Origin of the sequence: Providencia sp. PROV175, from assembly GCF_032707045.1 — a bacterium.
GTDB classification, from domain to species: domain Bacteria; phylum Pseudomonadota; class Gammaproteobacteria; order Enterobacterales; family Enterobacteriaceae; genus Providencia; species Providencia hangzhouensis.
The window spans coordinates 1,529,119-1,544,459 of record NZ_CP120533.1 but is presented as its reverse complement, the minus strand read 5'-3'; the positions used below and the strand labels follow the sequence as shown (position 1 = coordinate 1,544,459).

15 protein-coding genes are annotated in these 15,341 nt (G+C 39.3%); 9 read left to right on the top strand and 6 right to left on the bottom strand.

The window, feature by feature from the left end:
• The first annotated feature begins 34 nt into the window (after nucleotides 1–34).
• From P3L44_RS06680 to P3L44_RS06650, 7 genes are all read left to right on the top strand, one after another.
• Complete coding sequence (locus P3L44_RS06680) at nucleotides 35–2,053, top strand: TonB-dependent hemoglobin/transferrin/lactoferrin family receptor (protein ID WP_140170951.1); 2,019 nt, start codon at nucleotides 35–37, stop codon at nucleotides 2,051–2,053.
• Between the two features lie 25 nt (nucleotides 2,054–2,078).
• Nucleotides 2,079–3,128, top strand: a complete 1,050-nt coding sequence (locus P3L44_RS06675) for a hemin-degrading factor (protein ID WP_140170952.1) — start codon at nucleotides 2,079–2,081, stop codon at nucleotides 3,126–3,128.
• A gap of 16 nt (nucleotides 3,129–3,144) precedes the next feature.
• The gene (locus tag P3L44_RS06670; RefSeq protein ID WP_210836035.1) at nucleotides 3,145–3,966 is read left to right on the top strand and encodes a hemin ABC transporter substrate-binding protein; all 822 of its coding nucleotides are present in this window, start codon (nucleotides 3,145–3,147) and stop codon (nucleotides 3,964–3,966) included.
• Nucleotides 3,963–4,964, top strand: a complete 1,002-nt coding sequence (locus P3L44_RS06665) for a FecCD family ABC transporter permease (RefSeq protein WP_272662628.1) — start codon at nucleotides 3,963–3,965, stop codon at nucleotides 4,962–4,964. Before P3L44_RS06670 ends, P3L44_RS06665 begins: the two co-directional genes overlap by 4 nt.
• A 2-nt stretch (nucleotides 4,965–4,966) precedes the next feature.
• A complete protein-coding gene (locus P3L44_RS06660) occupies nucleotides 4,967–5,755 on the top strand; it encodes a heme ABC transporter ATP-binding protein (RefSeq protein ID WP_227528917.1) in 789 nt (262 codons plus the stop codon).
• 303 nt (nucleotides 5,756–6,058) lie between these two features.
• Nucleotides 6,059–6,271, top strand: a complete 213-nt coding sequence (locus P3L44_RS06655; protein ID WP_004912957.1) for a HEAT repeat domain-containing protein — start codon at nucleotides 6,059–6,061, stop codon at nucleotides 6,269–6,271.
• Nucleotides 6,272–6,549: 278 nt separating this feature from the next.
• Entirely contained in the window at nucleotides 6,550–6,768 is a 219-nt protein-coding gene (locus P3L44_RS06650; protein WP_004912961.1) for a HEAT repeat domain-containing protein, read from the top strand.
• Between the two features lie 75 nt (nucleotides 6,769–6,843).
• Here the strand turns inward: P3L44_RS06650 and fghA are convergent, their stop codons facing one another.
• The 5 genes from fghA to P3L44_RS06625 all read right to left on the bottom strand — a co-directional run bounded on the left by fghA (nucleotide 6,844) and on the right by P3L44_RS06625 (nucleotide 10,691).
• Nucleotides 6,844–7,680: an S-formylglutathione hydrolase gene (fghA, locus tag P3L44_RS06645; protein WP_109913134.1), complete on the bottom strand. Its 837-nt coding sequence runs from the start codon at nucleotides 7,678–7,680 to the stop codon at nucleotides 6,844–6,846.
• Nucleotides 7,681–7,690: 10 nt separating this feature from the next.
• Nucleotides 7,691–8,803 (bottom strand): S-(hydroxymethyl)glutathione dehydrogenase/class III alcohol dehydrogenase, encoded by a 1,113-nt coding sequence (locus P3L44_RS06640; protein WP_004261726.1) that lies wholly within the window; start codon nucleotides 8,801–8,803, stop codon nucleotides 7,691–7,693.
• A 17-nt stretch (nucleotides 8,804–8,820) separates the two neighbouring features.
• The gene (frmR, locus tag P3L44_RS06635; protein ID WP_109913133.1) at nucleotides 8,821–9,093 is read right to left on the bottom strand and encodes a formaldehyde-responsive transcriptional repressor FrmR; all 273 of its coding nucleotides are present in this window, start codon (nucleotides 9,091–9,093) and stop codon (nucleotides 8,821–8,823) included.
• A gap of 168 nt (nucleotides 9,094–9,261) precedes the next feature.
• On the bottom strand, nucleotides 9,262–10,179 hold the full coding sequence (locus tag P3L44_RS06630; protein ID WP_272662626.1) for a bestrophin family protein: 918 nt from the start codon (nucleotides 10,177–10,179) through the stop codon (nucleotides 9,262–9,264).
• A 185-nt stretch (nucleotides 10,180–10,364) separates the two neighbouring features.
• The gene (locus P3L44_RS06625) at nucleotides 10,365–10,691 is read right to left on the bottom strand and encodes a DUF1090 family protein (RefSeq protein WP_272662624.1); all 327 of its coding nucleotides are present in this window, start codon (nucleotides 10,689–10,691) and stop codon (nucleotides 10,365–10,367) included.
• A 554-nt stretch (nucleotides 10,692–11,245) separates the two neighbouring features.
• Between P3L44_RS06625 and P3L44_RS06620 the strand changes: the two genes are divergently transcribed.
• Together P3L44_RS06620 and P3L44_RS06615 are read left to right on the top strand one after the other, a co-directional pair.
• Nucleotides 11,246–12,343: a fatty acid desaturase family protein gene (locus P3L44_RS06620; RefSeq protein ID WP_004912978.1), complete on the top strand. Its 1,098-nt coding sequence runs from the start codon at nucleotides 11,246–11,248 to the stop codon at nucleotides 12,341–12,343.
• 373 nt (nucleotides 12,344–12,716) lie between these two features.
• Nucleotides 12,717–13,661, top strand: coding sequence for an ATP-grasp fold amidoligase family protein (locus P3L44_RS06615; protein ID WP_140170965.1), 945 nt, complete (start codon nucleotides 12,717–12,719; stop codon nucleotides 13,659–13,661).
• A 71-nt stretch (nucleotides 13,662–13,732) separates the two neighbouring features.
• On the opposite strand, the gene P3L44_RS06610 is transcribed toward P3L44_RS06615, so the two are convergent.
• On the bottom strand, nucleotides 13,733–14,875 hold the full coding sequence (locus P3L44_RS06610; protein ID WP_004261743.1) for an MFS transporter: 1,143 nt from the start codon (nucleotides 14,873–14,875) through the stop codon (nucleotides 13,733–13,735).
• Between the last annotated feature and the right edge of the window lie 466 nt (nucleotides 14,876–15,341).

Here is a 15,341-nt window from a genome sequence, read left to right as displayed (position 1 = left end):
AATACAGATAAAAACTATATGGAGTATCACAATTATGTCCCCTGTTTTGCGAATGTCAGTCCTAACCAGTGCCATCTTAGGCGTGATAGCAAGTGCTCAAGCACAAACAACAGAACCATCACCAAAAAAAAATCATCATGATGTGATGACTGTCTATGCGACAGGTAGCGAACGTGACAGCTTCGAAACCCCGATGATGGTCACGGTGATCAAAAATAATTCACCTGAAACGCAAACGGCCAGCACCGTCAATGACATTTTACGTAAAGTTCCCGGGATTGGTGTCACCGGTACCAGCCGTGCAAATGGGCAAGATATTTATATGCGCGGGTTTGATCGACGCGGCATTTTGACCTTAGTGGATGGTATTCGCCAAGGCACAGATACAGGCCATGTCAATGGCACCTTTATCGACCCTGCTCTGATTAAGCAAGTTGAAATTATCCGTGGCCCTTCTGCCCTACTCTACGGCAGTGGTGCCATGGGCGGTGTGATTGCTTGGGAAACCGTTGATGCCAAAGACTTATTACGTGAAGGCCAAGACCACGGTTTCCGTGTCTTTACCGAAGCCGCTACTGGCGATCATAGCTTCGGTTTCGGCGGCACTGCGTTTGGCCGTAGTGATAACCTTGATGGGCTATTCAGCTTTGTCACGAAAGAAACCGGTAATGTCCGCATGAGTAATGGCGATGACATGAAAAACAAGGAAACCATTGGTAACCTGCTGGCAAAAGGAACATGGCAAATCGATGATGCACAAAAGCTTTCAGGCCAAGTGCGTTATTATAATAATGATGCCAATGAGCCGAAAAACCCACAACAAATCACCAGTACCAGTAAAAACTTAAAAGTGAACCGCACAACGCGTCAACGCGATGCGCAAGCCACTTACAACTTAAAGCCATCTTCGCAAGATTGGCTTAACCTGACAGTGACACCCTATTATTCTGAGGTCAATATTACGGCTAAAGGTCAAGGCACCCCTTACGAGGGCAGGACACAGAAAACTTATGGGATGAAGGTTGATAACAAAACCAATTTCTATGATTTCCCTCTCGCTGCCCATAACTTAACGTATGGCAGTGAAGCTTATCAGCAAAAACAGACACCTTATGCCAACACAACCCAGTTCCCTGATGCAGAAATCACCTTTGCATCTGGATTTTTACAAGATGAAATTAGCCTAAAAGATTTGCCTGTTTCATTTATTGTCGGCACGCGCTATGACCATTACAAATCGAAAGCCAAAGGTAATGATGAAACCAAAGAAGGCAAATGGTCATCTAAAGGGGCGGTCAGCATCACACCAACAGAGTGGTCAATGTTGTTTGCATCGTACTCTGAAGCCTTCCGCGCGCCAACCATGATGGAGATGTACAACGATGAAGTCCATTTCCCAATAGGGCCAATCTTTAATAAATGGCGTCCAAATCCAAATTTAAAACCTGAAAGCACCCGTACTGCGGAATATGGATTTGGCCTGCGTTTCAATGACTTATTAATGGAAAGAGACAACCTGCAATTCAAAGCCAGCTACTTTGATACCAAAGCCAAAGACTATATCAATACCTATGTCACCCCTGAGCCTGATTTTAGAAATCCAGAAAACAATTACACCACATCAATCAATACAAAACGCGCCAAAATTTGGGGCGTAGATGCATCTTTGGATTATAAAACAGACTATTTCAGATGGAACTTAGCCTATAACCGTACCACGGGCAAAAACGAATATAACGGTGAATCAATCACTTCCATCAAACCAGAGTCATTCACCAGTAACCTCTCTATTCCTGTTGCCAATAGCGGTTTTTCAGTGGGCTGGTTAGGCGAGTTTACGCGCCATACTGACTTCAATAAAGCCACTAAAGCCACCCCTCAAGCGGGCTATGCCGTACATGACTTCTACGTCAGCTACCAAGGTGACGGGCAGCTCAAAGGGTTAGGAACCAGTGTCGTATTAGGTAATGCATTTGATAAAGAATACTACTCATCACAAGGCATTCCTCAAGATGGACGTAATGCCAAGCTGCTTGTCAGCTTCCAATGGTAATTCACACAATATTAAGGAGATAAACGTGAATTCAGCACTTTACGAGCGTTACCAACAAGCAAAAACAGAGAACAAAGCCAAATACGCTCGCGATCTCGCCGCCTATTTAAATGTATCTGAAGCTCAACTGCTGCATAGTCGTGTTGGTCACGACAAAGCTGTTCGTTTAAACGTCGACGCCCCCACTTTATTGACAGAATTAGCCACTGTTGGAAAAGTGAAAGCGATTACACGCAACGAATATGTTGTTCATGAGCAAGTTGGCCGTTATGACAATGCGACATTTAGCCCACATGGCGGCTTAATTTTAAACCCACGCGCCCTTGATTTACGGATGTTCTTTAGTCATTGGGATGCCATTTTTGCGTTAACCGAAGACAGCAAACACGGTGAACGCCATAGTATTCAATTCTTTGATAAACAAGGTGATGCACTACATAAAGTTTACACCACCGATGAAACGGATATGGCGGCATGGCAAGCACTGATTGAAAAATATGCCACCCAAGATAACCCGGAACTCATCCATGAAGCAGCCACTCCATTTACCAACCAACCCGTTAGTGAAGAGCTAAAACAACAGCTAGAACAACAATGGCGCAACATGACAGATGTTCACCAATTTTTTGTTCTCCTGAAGAAAAATAACCTCAGCCGCCAGCAAGTTTTCGCCGCAGTCAGTGATGATTTGGCTTGGAAAGTGCCTAATGATTCCTTCAATCAGCTGATTAACACTGCGTTCAAAGATCAAAATGAAATTATGATTTTTGTGGGCAACCGCGGATGTGTGCAAATTTTCACTGGTGAAATCAAAAAAATCATGCCATATCAAAGTGAAGGTTCAGACTTAAAGTGGCTAAATATTTTCAATCCTGATTTCACCTTGCACATGATTGAAAATGGTATCGCCGAATGCTGGGTTACACGTAAGCCAACGCAAGATGGCCATGTGACAAGCCTTGAAGTCTTCGATAACCAAGGAAATCAAATTGCACAAATGTATGGGCAGCGTACGGAAGGGACTCCAGAGCAAGAGCAATGGCGCCAACAAGTCACCGCATTACCACGCATTTAAACCTAGGTAACTTATTATGAAACAATGGCTTCTAATCTTATCAACGCTGTTTATCTCTGTTAGTTCTTATGCAGCAGAACGTATCGTCACCTTAGGTGGTGATGTGACTGAAATTGTGTATGCACTCGGAGCACAAGAACAGCTCGTTGCCCGTGACAGCACCAGTCTTCACCCAGAGCAAGCGACCAAGCTCCCTGACGTGGGCTATATGCGTATGCTTAATGCGGAAGGTGTGTTATCAATGCGTCCGACTTTAGTACTTGCGAGTGAGTTAGCTAAACCCTCAATGGCTCTCTCGCAAATCGAAAAAAGTGGCGTAAAAATTATTAAGGTGACAGGGAAACCCAGTTTAGAAGCCATTCCAGAAAAAATTACCACTATCGCTAATGTGGTTGGTAAAACAGAGCAAGGAAAACAATTGGTTAATCAATTTAACCAACAACTTAGCCAAATAAATACGGCACCTATCGATAAAAAAGTCCTGTTCATTATGAGCCATGGCGGCGTTCTACCATTAGCCGCAGGAAAGCACACCGCAGCAGATAGCGTGATTAACGCAATCGGTGCAAAAAATGCCATGAGCAGCTTCGACAGCTACCGTCCTTTATCCCAAGAGGGTTTGCTATCAAGCCAGCCTGATTTAATCATTTTTACTCAGGAAGGGGTTAAATCATTAGGCGGGATAGAAAAAGTGTGGAACTTACAAGGAATGTCAATGACCCCCGCAGGGAAAAATAAAGCGCTTTTGGTTGTTGATGATGTCGGTATGCTCACCTTCAGTTTAGGTACGCCTAAAGTCATGCAACAACTACGTGAGGCATTAGAAAAATCCCAATGAGTCGCTTTAAAAACCCATTTTTGGTGATTATCGTTTTATTGTTCGCACTTGGTGGTTTAGTTCTCATCGCGTCGAATGCAGGCGCAATGAACTTTTCATTAAAAGCACTGTGGCAGGCTTCTGCCACAGACTCGGATTGGCAAATATGGCTGAATATTCGCCTTCCTCGTGTGTTAATTGCCATCTTAGTTGGCCTTGCCTTGGCAGTGTCTGGCGCCATTATGCAAGGGTTATTTCGTAATCCACTTGCCGACCCTAGCTTACTCGGTATCAGTAGTGGCGCGGCTTTATCCGTTGCCGCATTTATTGTTTTCTCTATTTCATTACCGACTGTGATGCAAGGTTATGGCCATGTTGCTGCTGCTTTTATTGGTAGCCTAACCGTTTCTTTTATTATTTTTAGCTTAAATCGTTCATCAAATGGCAACCTCGCAAAATTACTTCTCGCGGGTATCGCAATCAATGCACTGTGCATGTCATTCATCGGTGTTCTTAGTTATATCAGCAATGATCAACAGCTAAGAACATTTAGTTTATGGATGATGGGCACGCTCGGTAATGTTGACTGGGCATCATTGGCCATCGCCGCTTCAGTTATTCTTCCTATTTGTGTTATCTGCCTAATGCAGGGAAATAAGCTCAACATTCTACAATTAGGGGATGAAGATGCACATTACCTTGGGCTTAATGTTGAACGAACCAAATTTATTTTATTATTCCTCAGCGCTATGTTAGTCGGTTGTGCTGTTGCGATGAGCGGGGTTATTGGTTTTGTGGGTCTCGTCGTTCCGCATCTTATTCGTATGACACTCGGTCCAGACCATCGTTGGCTCATTCCTGGTTCAGCTATCGTCGGTGCGGGGTTATTATTGATCGCTGATACAGTAGCGAGGACTGCGGTTGCACCTGCTGAAATCCCTGTTGGCTTGCTAACAGGCTTGATTGGTGGCCCCTACTTCTTATGGCTCATTTTGCGACAGCCTGCAGGGAGGATCTAAATATGCAAACCAAACCGTTCTTGTTAGAAGCACAAAATTTATCTTATAAAATTAGTGAAAAGACATTGATAGATAATGTGAGTTTATCTATTGATCAAGGTGAATTTGTCGCGATCATTGGGCCAAATGGCGCAGGGAAATCCAGCCTATTAAAATTACTAACTGGCTATAACACCCCAACTCATGGCACGTGCTTTATTGAAGGCCGAGCGATGGTTGACTGGGATCATAACGAATTAGCACGAAAACGTGCCGTCATGAAACAACATAGCCACTTACAATTTGCTTTTACTGTTGAAGATGTTGTTGCGATGGGGAGAACCCCCTACGGTTCAGAGCATAAACACACCGCCATCGATGAAGCCTTATCACAAACCAGTTGCCAATCACTACGCCAGCGAGACTACCGCCAACTTTCAGGGGGGGAACAGCAACGCGTTCAATTGGCTCGAGTATTAGCGCAATTATGGCAACCCACAGCTCAACCCGCTTGTTTGTTTCTTGATGAACCCACTTCAGCGCTTGATTTATACCACCAACAACATAGCTTACGGCTACTACATCAACTTACCCGTCAACGACCGTTAGGCGTTTGCTGTGTATTACATGACCTGAACCTAACCGCGCTATATGCAGATAAAGTGTTATTAATTCATGATGGGAAACTTGTTGCTCAAGGTTCCCCTATTGAAGTTTTAACAACTGAAAATTTAACTCAATGGTATCAAGCTGACCTAGGTGTTACTCAACACCCAGAAAATAACACGCCTCATGTTTATTTGCGCCATTAACTAATATCTAAAAAGTACTTTATTCAACTCACTTTAAGGGTAAAGTACTTTAATATTCTTATCTTAATAAAGAATTATTAAACCATACCGATTTTAATATGTTATCAATAACTTTTAATGGTGTTAGTTTTTACATCAATAGTATTTACTCTCTTGATGCACTTCAGTTAATAAAATAGTTATTAACCCAAAAAAGTGTAAAATCTATATAATCCGTTAATAAACCCGTAAATTTCAAAAATAAATCTCAAGTAATTTCACTTAGAATACCTAAGCATCGCGCAGGTATTTCAAAGGGTTTACATGGAAAACAATATTATTGAAACATTAATTGAGTTAACGCATCGTGGAAATGATGATGTTAAAATTGCAGCTATTTCTGCCTTAGGAGATTATAAAGTAACCGTTGAACAACAAAATGCAATCAACCGCTTACTTGAACTCTGTAAAGACCCAAATAAAGATGTCGCAGTGTCTGCAATAAAAGCGCTAAGTAAACTCTCCGACCATTTTTAATATACAAACAATATCTTTTTATCAATACTCTTCTTGAAATTAAAACTTATTAATTAAACTTATTTAACTTTCTCGATCTCTCTAGTCACTAAATATGAATAGGTAATAATGTCTACTACCTATTCATACGCTAGCTCAGCCACACTACACTCAAATTAGTTGTGTTTTTTGATATCAATAAATACCTCCTTCTAGTAGCATTTTAAACATTGAAATTACCCTCTTAAAAAATAAATGAGTTTTAATTCATTTATTAATACCTATTAGCAGGATAATGAATGGATAACAAAGTCATAAATACATTACTTGATTTAACAAAAAGAAAAAATGATGATGTAAAAATAGCCGCTATATCCGCTTTAGGCGATTGTAAAATACAGCTGAAACAACATATTACGATTAACCGCCTACTTGAATTATGTAATGACCCAAATAAAGATGTCGCAATCAGCGCAATTAAAGCAATTAGCAAGCTCTCCAATGAGGTGGTCGAATAGTGACTTGAGCATTATTACGATAAAATAATGGAAATAGTAAAGTGAAACCAATTAGTGGTCTCACTTTATGATATTTTAGTTATTATCGCTTAAATATCGTGCATGAAATGCAATATGTTCACCAATGAAACTACTAATAAAGTAGTAACTGTGATCATACCCATCACGCAGATTCAAACAATATTCAAATTGTTTTTTATCACAAATATCCGCAAATAACTCTGGTTTCAGTTGCTCTTGGTAAAAAGGATCCGCAGTACCGACATCCACTAAAATAGGTGGAATAGCCTCAGCCTTTTCGAGCAATTCAACGGTGTCATATTGAGACCAACTAACCGTATCTTCCCCCAAATAAGCCATAAACGCTTTTTGCCCCCAAGGAACCTGAGTTGGAGCAACAATCGGAGAAAATGCAGATAAACTACAATATCGACCTGTATTACGTAGGCCAATCATTAAAGCGCCGTGCCCACCCATAGAATGGCCAAAAATAGCGCGTTTTTCAGATACAGGTAAATGTGTTTCGACTAAATCAGGTAGCTCAGACACAATATAATCATACATTTTGTAATGATTACGCCACGGAGCTTGCTGCGCATTCACATAAAAACCTGCACCTTGCCCTAAATCATAGGCCTCGTCATCAGCGACTTCAGTACCGCGAGGGCTGGTATCCGGTGCAATAAGAATTACGCCATATTTTGCCGCAAATTGTTGGGCTCCCGCCTTAGTGATAAAATTTTGCTCATTACAGGTTAATCCTGATAACCAATAAATCACCGGGCAGGCGACTGTTTTCGCTTGTGGTGGTAGATAGGCTGCGAACTTCATTTCACAGCCGAGCACAGTGGATTGATGTTGATAAACATCCTGCCAGCCCCCAAAACACGCATGGCGTTCAATTCTCTCCATCAAAGACTCCTTAATCATAGTGAATAACGGTACGGATTGATTTACCTTCATGCATTAAATCAAATGCGTCATTAATACGCTCTAATGGCAATGTGTGCGTCACAAATGGAGACAGCTCAATATCACCCTTCATGGCATCTTCAACCATTTTTGGCAACTGGCTACGGCCTTTCACACCACCAAAAGCCGTACCACGCCATGACCGCCCTGTTACTAATTGGAATGGACGAGTTGAAATTTCTTGCCCTGCCCCTGCGACACCAATGATAATTGATTGGCCCCATCCTCGGTGTGCACTTTCAAGTGCTGCACGCATAACATTAACATTACCAATACATTCAAAGGTATGATCAACTCCCCACTGGGTTTTCTCAATCAACACTTGCTGAATCGGCTTATCAAAATCATTAGGATTCAAACATTCTGTCGCACCAAATTGGCGCGCTAGTTCAAACTTAGACGGGTTAGTATCAATGGCAATAATACGGCCAGCCTTTGCTTGCCTTGCCCCTTGAATAACCGCAAGACCAATCCCACCGAGGCCAAAAACTGCAACTGAGTCACCTTCTTGTACTTTAGCCGTATTATGTACAGCACCGATACCCGTGGTCACGCCACAACCTAATAAACACACTTCTTCATGGTTGGCTTGAGGGTTAATTTTAGCCAAAGAGACTTCGGCAACAACAGTATATTCACTGAATGTTGAACAACCCATATAATGGTAAACAGGCTGGCCATTGTAAGAAAAACGTGTTGTCCCATCAGGCATCACACCTTTACCTTGTGTTTCCCTAACAGAGACACATAAGTTTGTTTTACCTGATTCACAAAAAACACATTTTCCACATTCTGCCGTATAAAGTGGGATGACATGGTCACCAACGCTAACGCTAGTTACACCTTCGCCGACTTCAACAACAACGCCCGCCCCTTCATGCCCTAATACCACAGGAAATAACCCTTCAGGGTCATCACCTGACAAGGTAAATGCATCAGTATGGCAAACACCCGTATGGCTAATTTTGACTAACACTTCCCCAGCTTTTGGTGGCATGACATCAATTTCGACAATTTTTAATGGCTCACCTGGGCCAAATGCGACTGCTGCACGTGATTTCATCGTTATTCCTTCTTTATTTACCGCAAATAGGTACGAATTAATGAGATAGCATCGTCTACTGAGTCTTTTTGCAACTGTGTTGTCGCAGACTCTTGAAGCCCTTCTCGTAAATGACTTTCTAATACCCCTGCCATCAAACCATTAACTGCACCGCGAATAGCAGCAATTTGTTGTAAAATGGCAGCACATTCAACTTCATCCTCCAAGGCCGACTCCAAGGCAAACAATTGCCCTTTCAGCTTTCTAACCCGAGTAAGGACTGCTTTTTTTTCCTTTGGGGAATGTGGCATATTTAAGCCTCTTTAATATACATAGGGGGAGTATAGTATCTATAGGATTATCTGTACAGAATTGCTTATTTTTATGACCCCAAAATACAAAATAATATTAGGTATAAAGGTTAAACAGTAAAACGTGAATATCACGTTCTACTGTCTTCAATAAGAAATAGATTAACGCTACAACAAGTTAAAGTATTTATCTGGCTGATACTTAGGGGGAAGTGGTTGAATATCTAACATATCCAATGCATTACGTTCAATACTATTACAAATAGCATTAAGCGGTAAATCATTTGCAGCAATCCCAAAAGGATCTTCGAGTTCTTCTGCTAATGCATCCCACGCTAGGAAGGTATAAGAAATAAAAACAGAAACAAATGGCGTCATAAAATGTAGGTCTACGACTAATGCAAAAGGAAGTAACGAACAAAATAGATAGACTGTTCGCTGTAAAATTAACGTATACGCAAACGGGATCGGCGTATTCGAAATACGTTCACAGCCGCCAAGTACGTCCGATAATGCATTAATATCTTTATTAATGGCTTGAAAGAGTACATCGCTGATGACTTTTTTATCACGTAATTCCCCCACCTTTAGGCCAATCTGCAACAATATTCGGCTAGTGGGAAACGGACTTCGGATAACCTCATCAAAAATATTTCGAGGTAATAACCGGTACAAGTCAATGATTGGACTGGTTTTTCTTAGTTCGTGTTTAAGGCTCCAACCAAAAGCAATCAACAGATTCGCAAACTCCTTTTGGGCTAATTGGTCATTAGGTAATAACCCTTTAATATTCCTTAAAATATTTCTTTGATTAATTAATAACGAAGCCCAAAGCGTTCGCGCCTCAATCAAACGGCTGTAACAGGCATTATTACGAAAACCGAGGAAGATTGCGATGGCAATCCCCAGTAAGCTAAAAGGGGCAATCGTTAAGTGTATACCTAATCGTTCGTACCATTGAAAACTGAGTACTGCTACGATAGATATCATTATATTTAGAGAAAGCCGAAATGTTATTTTTGACAGCACAGAACCATGCCAGTCGAATAACCGAAAAAACCAGTGCTGATGAGGACGAATAACCATAAGAAGACATATTGTATTAAGATAACGACATTAACTTATTATTTCATTAATTAATTCAATGCGCTATAGCCAAACAACAATTAAAGTAAATATCACAATAATGATGACAAGTGGCAATAGCGCTAAATTCATCCAATACGGTTTTCGTTTATAAATAATATTTGATTTTAATATTACTTATTAAGCTAGTTTTTTGCGGCTTTTAAACGCTCAATTTCATCTTGTAACGCTTCTATCTGCTGCTCTAAATGATCCGTTTCAGTAAAACTATATCGGTGATTTAATTTAGTTGGGCCTGTGGCTCCGGAATAATGGTCATAGCAGTTATTTTGTACATTTGAAATAGCACGCTCTAACCCCATGACTCTGTTTTGGTTACCGTGCATTTTGGCATATTTTAGCTGTTTTTCTAATTGATAGATTTTTTTATCACAACCATAATATTGATAACCTGCTTGAGCGGACACAGGAATAATCAGTGTTGATAAAATTATTAACAGTATTTTTTTCATATAACATTCCTTATTCGAAAAATAATTTATCTGTGGCTACTTCATCATTTTGGCACATTATTAATATAGGTAAGCTCCTAATTTAGCTTAGGCTAAACAAATGTAACGAGTAATTAAAATAAACCCACCTAAAATGATAAAAATCATTTATTATTAATGATGAGTATTAAGTTAAAATGTTTTTTTTACATGATTTATTACAGACAGACACATTTTCCCCTGATACTTTAATATTAAAGGATTATTCTACAAGGATGTAGCTAGTTTCCGTACCTCAGTAGGTAAGCAATACGTATTATTACCAAATGCTTCATAAAACAACATATCAATTTAATTAATCCATATCTCGTATTTAATTTCTTATCCGCATTAATATTAATTTCTACTATTTTCATCAAAAAAACGCATTTAAATTTTCGAGATTTAATTTTTTCGATGATATCTGATTCAGAATAAGCCTAAACTCCCACCTCCTTTCATATTTGTTTACGACGGTTTACTGAGTAAAGATATACTCTTTGAATATAAAGAAGATAACCTCAAATGAGAATCACATGCATCACACCGAATTCGAACTCAAGTTCGCCAATGCTAACGAACAACAATTTCATACCGCATTAAAACAAGCAAGTCAGGAATATCTGCAAACTAAGCACGATCACGTGTATGCCAGCCTAGCTGACCTTGCTGCAATTGGCGTCTTGTTTATTGTTGCTGTTCTGAGTTATCTTCCAATTCTCATTACAACATCTACCACAGTTTACATATTGTCCTATTTTGTATTTGTCTTACTCATCATGCTATTAAATGTGATTGGCCAACATGACGCCTGCCATAATACCTTATTTAAATCCGGCTGGAAAAATCGGTTATTTGGGCGTTTAGTTACATTACCCTTAGGATTAGAACCGGAATTTTGGCGCACACGCCACGTTCATTATCACCACCATTATGCCAATATCGAACATTATGATTTAGACACTGAAGAAAATGGTATATTCCGCCAAACGCCATTTCAACGCTGGCGGCCTTTTATGAAATATCAACATATTTATTGGCCTTTCGTCGCATCATTGTCACTCACATGGATAGCTCTGGTGTTTGATTGGTCTGATCGAACGGGGAAAACACGCTTAAAAACACAGAAAGTTTTAGAAGGTAAACTAGGTTGGGGATTATTTTTAGGTAGCAAGATAGGACACTTAATATTGATGCTTGGTATCCCAGTAATAGTGGCTCACCATCATGGGATCAGCTTAACTGCAATATTTATCACGTACTTGTTGAGCCAGATGGTTGCTTCCATTTTTGTAATTTATTTATTATTAGGAACACATTGGGCAGAGACACAGTTTTTTACTGCACCTGAGGATAAACAAATCACGCATGGCTGGTACCACCATAATTTTGTCACGGCTTGTGACTGGCTACCAACCCCCCATTTTTTATGGCGCTTAACTGGGGGATTAAATTACCACCTTACACATCATCTTTTCCCTCATTGGCACCATCGCCATTACCCTGCTCTAGCACACATCTTAGCCAAATTGGCCCAACAGTACGATATGCCATACCGTTGTATTGATTACAAACAACTCGTTGCAGCTCAAATACGATTTTTAAAACAAATGGGACAACCGCCACTGCAATAACAATTTTAGTAATTTAAAAAATAACAACTTTCTAAAATACCATCTCTAAATCCATTTGTTTAGAGGTCATTATCTAAATAAACCCTTAAGGTCTATCTTTCTTGCCTATGTTACACATTAAATAGGCAATACCCTTATTATTAATGACGAATAATTAAAACGATTGATTTAATTATTGATATAAAAGCATACAGATACCCGGCTATTATTAACAAAATGACCTTTATTTATCTTTTGTTTACTATTTATTTATTAAGAAATTATTAAATTGACCGTTACATTTATTGATGTTTTATTTAAGTTATAAAAAATATAATCAAATAAAAATTAGATTTCATTTACACACTACAATTTTAGAATGGTTGGTGCTCGCATGAAAAAAGCAGAGTATTTTATAAAAAAATTACGTACGCTCATTATGAGTGACAAAACATATCTCACTAATAAATTTACTAAAAAACTCAATTACCGCCCTGATTTTAAAGCCCCAAAAAGCTTTAATGAGAAAGTAAATTTTAGAATGTTGCGAGATAAAAATCCATTATATTCACAATTTGCAGATAAACTCGCGGTAAGGGAATATATCTCACGAACAATAGGAAATGAATATTTAGTACCTATCATCGCCACTTATAAAAGTGTCGATGAAATTGATCTAAACAAACTGCCAGAGCGTTTCGTTTTAAAATGCAATCACGACAGTGGTAGTAGCATTATTTGTCGCGATAAAGCACACTTTGACTGGCTAAAAGCTAAAAATAAATTAGATTTTCATTTAACTAAAAACCTTTACTATATTACTCGAGAGCGTCATTATAAAACTATTCCCGCACAAATTATGTGTGAAGAATATATTGATTTATTCGCTAATAAAAACCGGAAGTTAGTACCAGAAACATGCAGGATCCATTGCTTCTCTGGTAAGCCTGCCTATGCAGAGATTGATTACTCAGACGAATTTAGCAATGAATTTATTAATATTTATGATATCAACTGGCAGTTACAACCCGTGACTTTTGGTTATCCGAACATGTTGGAACCCGTATCTGAGCCGCCACTATTCAAAGAAATGTTACGGTTAGCGGAAATACTCGTCACACCTTTTGATTATTGCCGTGCGGATTTTTTGATGTCTGATGAAAATACCTTGTATTTCAGCGAACTTACATTTGCCCCAAATGCAGGTAGAACAGAAATATCACCGCTATCATGGGATTTCAAATTAGGGGAGCTTTGGGAGCAACGCATTGTACGTAATACAAAGCATTCCCCCATTGAAGCACAACTGTCACCTTCAACCGTCAATAAAAAGAAATAATTAGAACGACAAAAAGGCCCTGTAAGTAATTCACAGAGCCTTTTATTTAGCAGTTTTATTTGTCGATAAAATTAATTTGCTAACACACTGGCTTTACGACGTAAGCTCGCAATTAACATATAAATCGCAGTCACTAACAGCACAATAAAGAAGAAATTCACTAAACCATTATGTTGGCCTAAAAACGTCCCTGCTGCGATAGGCCCCATTGCTGAACCTATACTGTAACTAAACAGCATCACTTGTGTTGCTGCGACGATATAGGAGGAATCTAAGTTATCACACGCCAACGTTATCGCCACAGGATATAAGGCAAAAGTTGACATACCGAGTAGCGCTAAAGCGACAATCATAACTAAGTAGTCACTCGAAATATAAATAACACCCATAGCAAAAACACCTAATAATGAAACCATCGCAAGTAATAAGGTTTTACTCATTAAGACAGATAATTTGCTAACAACTGGCTGTATTAACATCCCACCAAGAATAATTGAAGCCATCAACACACCGACTTGGTCGGTGGTGAATTGGTCTTTTTTCAATGATAACGGCATTAACCCATAGATAGTCCCCATGGTAATACCTGAAACCATACAACCGATAATTGCAGGTTTACTTAAACGAGCAATTTTTTTCAATGACAGTTTTTGATGCGAACCACTTTCTGGCTGGCCTTGACGTACTAATAACGGTGGCATTACCGCTAATAATAATAACCCTAATACCACCATAAACGGATAAGCACCATGGGTTCCAATAACACCAATAGCAAGCTGGCCAAGAGTGGTTCCGCCATACAATGACGTCATATAAAAACTTAAACGTTTAGCACGCTCTTTCGGATTATCGCCAATCAATAACCAAGATTCGACAACCACAAAAATCCCAGCCACTGCAACCCCTGCAACTAAGCGGTTTGGCAACCAAGCTTCAATGGTCGGGGTCCACGGCAGTACAATAACTGTCGCGGCAAGCATCAATAAAAAGCCAATAAAGGCAAGACGATGGCCTATTTTGGCAATAATTGGTTCAATTAACATTGAGCCAATTAATAAACCAATATAATACGCACTCGCTAACCAACCCGCATATTGCGTATCAATACCAAAACTTCCCATCGATAATGGGATTAAGCTCATTAAATAACCCGATGCAATAGCAAAAATCGTTAACCCTGCAACAGGAACGAATGCATTGTCGCGTTTGCGCATGATAGTAGTGGACTGATTCACGCCCAACTCTCCAACTAACAAAATAAATAATATGCGCTGCAACTACATCGTTGAATACGACAACATTGTGTTCTCAAGAAAGAACACATTTCGGCGATTAGTGCAGTAGTAAAAAAACAAAGATAGGACTAATTTGAGCGCAATATAGAACGTTCAATCATGAAGTTAAAATGAGAAAATCTAATGGTGACTAGCAAAATAATTTATGTGAGAAAAATCACGTTTTTTACGATGGTGAATTTAGTGAAAGAAGAACAAGAAAAACAAAAATAATACTTAAAAATCAAAATAATAGATAAATATAAACATCACTGTTTTTTGTTACGATTTGATACAACTTAAGTCATATGGAAAAAATCCTAAAAGCACTTAATAACAAAATAATTTATTTGTCACTGAACACGACTGAATGAATTTAATTCAACAAGTAGTATTCAATGATTCC